This is a genomic window from Deferribacterota bacterium, from assembly GCA_034189185.1.
In the GTDB taxonomy this organism is placed as follows: Bacteria; Chrysiogenota; Deferribacteres; order Deferribacterales; family UBA228; genus UBA228.
This window is the reverse complement of the sequence record JAXHVM010000118.1, coordinates 1-5,587: the sequence shown is the minus strand read 5'-3', so window position 1 is coordinate 5,587 and position 5,587 is coordinate 1. Positions and strand designations below refer to the sequence as shown.

The 5,587-nt window shown below is 31.4% G+C and carries 8 protein-coding genes; 3 read left to right on the top strand and 5 right to left on the bottom strand.

Annotated features, from left to right (window positions below):
* Positions 1-393, bottom strand: a 393-nt coding sequence (locus SVN78_07920) for a flavodoxin family protein (GenBank protein ID MDY6821531.1), incomplete at its 3' end; no start/stop codon positions are given.
* A 718-nt stretch (positions 394-1,111) separates the two neighbouring features.
* Here SVN78_07920 and SVN78_07915 point away from each other — a divergent pair.
* Positions 1,112-1,927, top strand: coding sequence for a DUF169 domain-containing protein (locus SVN78_07915; protein MDY6821530.1), 816 nt, complete (start codon positions 1,112-1,114; stop codon positions 1,925-1,927).
* A gap of 13 nt (positions 1,928-1,940) precedes the next feature.
* Here the strand turns inward: SVN78_07915 and SVN78_07910 are convergent, their stop codons facing one another.
* Positions 1,941-2,939, bottom strand: a complete 999-nt coding sequence (locus SVN78_07910) for an NAD(P)-dependent oxidoreductase (GenBank protein ID MDY6821529.1) — start codon at positions 2,937-2,939, stop codon at positions 1,941-1,943.
* A 46-nt stretch (positions 2,940-2,985) separates the two neighbouring features.
* Between SVN78_07910 and SVN78_07905 the strand changes: the two genes are divergently transcribed.
* Positions 2,986-3,462 carry a hypothetical protein gene (locus SVN78_07905; GenBank protein ID MDY6821528.1) on the top strand — a complete coding sequence of 159 codons (477 nt, stop codon included), beginning with the start codon at positions 2,986-2,988 and terminating at the stop codon, positions 3,460-3,462.
* A 12-nt stretch (positions 3,463-3,474) separates the two neighbouring features.
* Here the strand turns inward: SVN78_07905 and SVN78_07900 are convergent, their stop codons facing one another.
* The 3 genes from SVN78_07900 to SVN78_07890 are packed head-to-tail and all read right to left on the bottom strand — an operon-like array spanning position 3,475 to position 4,890.
* Positions 3,475-3,804, bottom strand: coding sequence for a cytochrome c3 family protein (locus SVN78_07900; protein MDY6821527.1), 330 nt, complete (start codon positions 3,802-3,804; stop codon positions 3,475-3,477).
* A gap of 51 nt (positions 3,805-3,855) precedes the next feature.
* Complete coding sequence (locus tag SVN78_07895) at positions 3,856-4,470, bottom strand: cytochrome c3 family protein (protein MDY6821526.1); 615 nt, start codon at positions 4,468-4,470, stop codon at positions 3,856-3,858.
* 18 nt (positions 4,471-4,488) lie between these two features.
* Complete coding sequence (locus tag SVN78_07890; protein MDY6821525.1) at positions 4,489-4,890, bottom strand: cytochrome c3 family protein; 402 nt, start codon at positions 4,888-4,890, stop codon at positions 4,489-4,491.
* Between the two features lie 118 nt (positions 4,891-5,008).
* Between SVN78_07890 and SVN78_07885 the strand changes: the two genes are divergently transcribed.
* Positions 5,009-5,527, top strand: a complete 519-nt coding sequence (locus SVN78_07885) for an epoxyqueuosine reductase QueH (protein ID MDY6821524.1) — start codon at positions 5,009-5,011, stop codon at positions 5,525-5,527.
* Positions 5,528-5,587 lie beyond the last annotated feature (60 nt).

Sequence of the window (5,587 nt, the reverse complement as noted above, 5' to 3'; positions counted from 1 at the left end):
GCATGCGGGAGGTAATGCATCATTACCTTCTGAGACACAGCACGTAATGACGGCGCCTCCTGGTTTGGTAGCCATAAATCCAGTTTTATGACGTAATGGATACAACCGTTCGAGAAAAGCTTTGGTGCGTGAATCGAGCGAGGAGTATGGGGTGAATCCCGCTATTACCAACGCATCAGCATTTTTTGCTTTCTCAGCTAATTTAATACCATCATCTTTTATAACGCATTGATTGGTTTCGAGACACCCTAGACAAGCTCTGCAAGGAGCAACGGTGTAATCTATTAGCTTAATAAATTCCGATTCACATCCTGTTGCTGATAGGACTGCTTTAAGCGCTCTATCAGTGTTACTGTTTTTTATTGGCGATCCTGACACACCCAATACCTTCATTTTTCCTCCTTTATCATTTACGGTCTATGACTTCGGCCAACATAAGATTAGGTGTACCAATGGAAACAGCAAATGTTGCTTACCATGGCAATCTAATCCCACATGTTTATTTTTGGTTAATTTCGTACTATACAATTCTTTACACATTATTATTACCACTTTTTACTTTCAGATTATGTTGCTATTAAAAGCAACATAATCCGTTTCAATTATTCTCTTTTATATTAAATCCGCTGGACTTCTGACACTTTTTCCGCCCTGATTTAATACATGCATATAAATCATCGTTGTCTCCACATTTTTGTGTCCTAATAATGTTAGAGTAACGTTCTTTGTCATTCAGTATTATAATTATGCTAAATCCAAAATAATTTTGCAATAAAATTTTTGATTGATTTTAGTTTTTGATACCAAGTTTAAAATTGATGGGTAAATTTTGCCCCCTTTCCTGATTTGCTTCGCGAATCAAAACGGAAAGGACAGTCTCCCAACTTTGCAAGTTGAATTATCCTCTGACCGAGCACTTAAGTTTAAGTGCTATGGCCGCATATTTAAACTATCACAGATCATTTTACAAATTTCTCAACTTCTCAATTTAGAATTAGCTTAGTAAGTAAAACAAAATAATATTAAATATTAATTTACTATTTTAAATTATTTATTTAACTATATATTATAAATAAATTATATTGAAGTTGTGCATAAAAAGGAGTTATTCATGGAGTACAAACTAAAAGATTATTTAAAATTAGACTATGACGCTGTAGCACTTGCATTTACAAATAATAAGTTAGAAAAGGCTATCTCCTTTAAGGAAGGAAAATATGCATGTGTAATGTATTTATTTGCATCAGCAGCAAAAGGTAAAATAGCCCAAGTTAGTAGAAAGACTTTTGGCTGCTGGGGTGGTGCTGTTGGATTGGGTTTTGGTAATTATTATAAAGAATTTCCCGGTGGATTAGATTGCTTTTATTCGTTTTTATCAAAGGGTAATAAAGAAAGCAAAAAAGGCAGAGCCTTGCTAAAGAATCTTGAAGGTAAAATAAGTGAACCCTTATATGAAAAATTTGCAAATGGAGAAAGACTTAAAGAAGATCCAGAACTTGTAAAAAACTTTGTTGAAAAGGATCTTCCTATAACAGATATAGACTATAAATTTGTAACTTTTAAACCATTAAGTCTAACAGAAAAAGATGAGAATATTGGATCTGTTTCATTCATTGTTAATGCAGATCAACTATCAGCCCTTATAATACTGTCAAACTATTTTAGAGACGGCTTAAATAATGTAATTGCCCCACAAGCAGCAGCATGCCAACAAATAGGTATTCTAACATATAATGAGGGCAAATCAGAAAATCCTAAAGCAGTAATAGGACTAACTGATATATCAGCCAGGCTTAATTTAAAACATTCGCTCAAAGGACAATATTTAACAGTTAGTATGCCTTATAAATTGTTTTTAACCTTAGAAGAACATGCAGAAGATTCTTTTTTGACAGCACCAACATGGAAAAATTTAATCTCCAATTAATAATGTATTAAACTTATCTATAGTTGCTATATTTTTTGTACTCTATATTAACACAATTAACGGGAACTTCCTTATTCATTATCTTTTTTATATTTTCCAATACTTTTTCTGATATATGTTCATATGATATATCCGTAACACCTGCTATGTGGGGAGTTAACAATAAATTATCAAATCCCAAAATAGGATCTCTAGGATCAGTTGGTTCCTCCCAAAACACATCAAGGGCAGCTGATTTTATATGTTTATTTTTTAATGCTTCAATAAATGCTTCTTTTTCTATTATATCTCCACGTGAGGCATTGATTAAATAGGAATCTTTAGGAATATTTGCTATTCTTTTTTTATCAATAAGGTTTTTTGTTTCATCATTTAAAGGAAGGCATAAGAAAATAAACTTAGAGATTCTTAGCAGATCATCTAGATATTCAATACCTTTAAGCCATCTTAGATTATATTGGTTTTCTAGGTGTGCTTGAGGCGTTCTTTTAACTGCAACAATATTAACACTAAAAGCATTAAGCCTCTTAGCCAAGGCCCTCCCTATACCACCAAAACCAACAATTCCAACTGTCTTGCCTATCAATGACTCGCCTATTGGATGCCCCCAAGGTCCTCCTTTTAAGACATTTTTATGTATTTTTGGATATCCTCTACCAAGAGAAATCGCAGCCATAATACACCATTCAGCAACAGATTCTGCGTTATAAGTACTTTTTGAATCAACATTTGCAACTGCAATACCTCTTCTTGTGGCCTCCTCTATATTAACTCCGTCTAATCCAGCTCCCCACTGCTGAATAAGTTTAATGTTTTTTGCTATATCTAATATATTTTTATCTATTTTAGCCATTGTTGGAATAATTATATCGCATTTAGACAAAACCTTTCTATCTTCTTCTCTATTAATGTTGATGAAATAAACATCAAGATTTTTGCTGTTATTTAAATAATTTTTTATTGAATAAAAACCACAATCAATCACAGCTACTTTTATTGTATTATCTTTCATTATATTAACCTTCCATATTAAAGAATATTAAATTATTATATTTAGTATGATTGAGATTGATAATAATTTAGTTAATTTGTCAAAATATTACAATAAAAAAATAAAAAGACAAAGATCATTCAGTCCTATTAAAACAGCAGATAATAAAAACGGTATAATTAAATCTGCTATTATAATAGGAAATCCTGGTAGATATTTAGCAATTACCCTAACCTTAATGATTCTTATTGGTATTAGCCTATCAATATATATAGAGAGTATTTTTATATGGTTATTTTATATTATAATATTTTTTTTCTTATTAAAATTCAGCTACAAGATGGATAAAAGCATCCAAATTAGAGCACTTGCACTATCCCTTATAGATGAGGCAGTTAAAAAACTAATAAATTATAATAAAACATTTGAGAGAAAAGAACTTATTGACGCAAAAGAGCTACTTTTAAAAGTACTCAATTATATTGAAGAGCCCTCAGTAAGAAGGCAGCTTAAATTAATAAAAGAAATAGAAAAGCCCCAATAATGGGGCTAAATGTTATTTGTGACATGCGTTACAAGTTTGTGTGGGACCTCCAGTTTCCTGATGACATGCAAAACAAAACTGATTGTGAAATACTGCCATAGGATTACCTGAAGTATCAAGGGCTTCTCCAGTTGTTTGATCTTTTAATTGAGGAATACTCTGGGTATGGCATTCCATACACTGCAAGCCTTTTGAGACATGTCCCTGATGATCAAAAATAACTGCTGGCATACTACCATTAGGGGCATATTTCTCCTTTAGATTAATTGTTGCAGGCTGAGCAAATAATGCAGCCACATAGACAAAAGTGCATAAAACTACAAACACCGCTAACTTCTTCATACTTTCACCTCCTTTTTATTTGTTGATGCATATTTACCTATCATACAATACCTAATTTGATACATGACATTTAACACAATTATTCTTTTCATTTGTAGATTGAGTTACATGGCAATATCCACAAAAAGCTGTATGAAATTCACCTGCATATTCTACATTAAAAGCATAACCTGTTCTATAATCTTTTATCGATCCAGTTTCTTTATGACATATTTTACAATTCATAATCTCTAAGCTTACATGTAATGAATGAGGAAATATAACAGGGGGCATTGAAGAGTTAGGAGCATACCTTTCTCTTAAATCAATGTTCTCAGGTAATGCCACATCTGACTCATGACAATCAATACATGTATTTTGATTCTCAGTGCTTACAACATCATGGCAATACCCGCAAAAAGCTGCATGAAACTCGCTAGCATATCTATAATCAAGGGCTTCTCCAGTCCTAAAATCCTTAATTTCACCACTTTCAGTTCTAGTGTGACATATATAGCATTGTGAATTTAGAGCTGTCACGTGTACTTCATGAGGAAAGATAACAGCAGGTGTCTCAGAATTAGGAGTATATTTCTCTTTTAAATTAACCTCAGTTGGACCCATTACAACTTGTGCATATACATTTGCTATAAAAACAACAAACAAAAAGATAAACAATTTTTTCATCTAAACACCCCTTATAGTTTATTTGTGGCATTTACTACATACTCTACCCTGTGGAACGTTCATCTTAGTGTGGCATGGCCAACAAAAATCAGTGTGTAAAGGATTTGCAACGCCTTCAATACTTGAAATTTTAAGCTCCTTACCTGTATTTTGATTCTTTAAAGCTCCTCCACCTTTTTTTGACATATGACATTGTTCGCATTGATATTCTAATGCCTCTTGCAAAAATCTATGTGGAAAAATCACTTTTTTTTGTGTTATGTTTTTAACATCAAAACTTTTTGTTAGATCTATCTCTTTTGGACCCAAATCTAGATTTTCTGGTGAAGTTGTTGATTTATTATCAGTGGCATCACTTGCTGTTATACCAGCATATACAAAAGTACAGAAAATAAATAAAACTAGTATTAATTTTTTCACAGAACACCTCCAACTACTAATTAAGTAAATATTGTATACAATAGATTATAATTATTTTTATTTACATAGCAACCAAAAATATTATTTTATTTAAAATAAATAATTATAAAATTTGCATATGGACATTATTTTACATCAGTGCTGTGGGCCTTGCTCAATATACCCTATAGAATGTTTAATAAATAAAAACTTCAATATAATTCCCCTGTTTTATAATCCAAATATACATCCCTATACAGAATTTTTAAAAAGACTAGATAACGCAAAAAGGGTAAATAATATTTACAATATAAAAGGATATTACAATCCCCACTATGATATCTATTCATTTACTAATAATATCCCCTATAATAGTCCAGAGAGATGTTATTACTGTTATAATATTAGATTAAAATACACTGCTGAGTTTGCTAAAAAGTTAAATGTCAAAAATTTTACCACTACCTTGCTTTACAGTAAGTATCAGGATCATGAGTCAATAATAGGTTTATCCAAATATTATGCAAAAGAATTTAATTTAGGATTTTATTATGAAGATTTTAGAAAGGGATGGAAAGAAGGTATAATAAAATCAAAAGAATATAATATATATAGGCAAAATTATCTGAAATCCCTATTATATCTCCTTCTCCGATAATCACCAGAGTATTGCTTTTGAGCTCCAAAGTATAGTCTGCTCCACCTACAACTATATTAC

Excerpts from the sequence above, each read along its gene's own strand:
- SVN78_07915 (MDY6821530.1), top strand. The coding sequence starts at position 1,112 with ATGGAGTACAAACTAAAAGATTATTTAAAATTAGACTATGACGCTGTA.
- SVN78_07910 (MDY6821529.1), bottom strand. The coding sequence starts at position 2,939 with ATGAAAGATAATACAATAAAAGTAGCTGTGATTGATTGTGGTTTTTAT.
- SVN78_07905 (MDY6821528.1), top strand. The coding sequence starts at position 2,986 with ATGATTGAGATTGATAATAATTTAGTTAATTTGTCAAAATATTACAAT.
- SVN78_07900 (MDY6821527.1), bottom strand. The coding sequence starts at position 3,804 with ATGAAGAAGTTAGCGGTGTTTGTAGTTTTATGCACTTTTGTCTATGTG.
- SVN78_07895 (MDY6821526.1), bottom strand. The coding sequence starts at position 4,470 with ATGAAAAAATTGTTTATCTTTTTGTTTGTTGTTTTTATAGCAAATGTA.
- SVN78_07885 (MDY6821524.1), top strand. The coding sequence starts at position 5,009 with ATGGACATTATTTTACATCAGTGCTGTGGGCCTTGCTCAATATACCCT.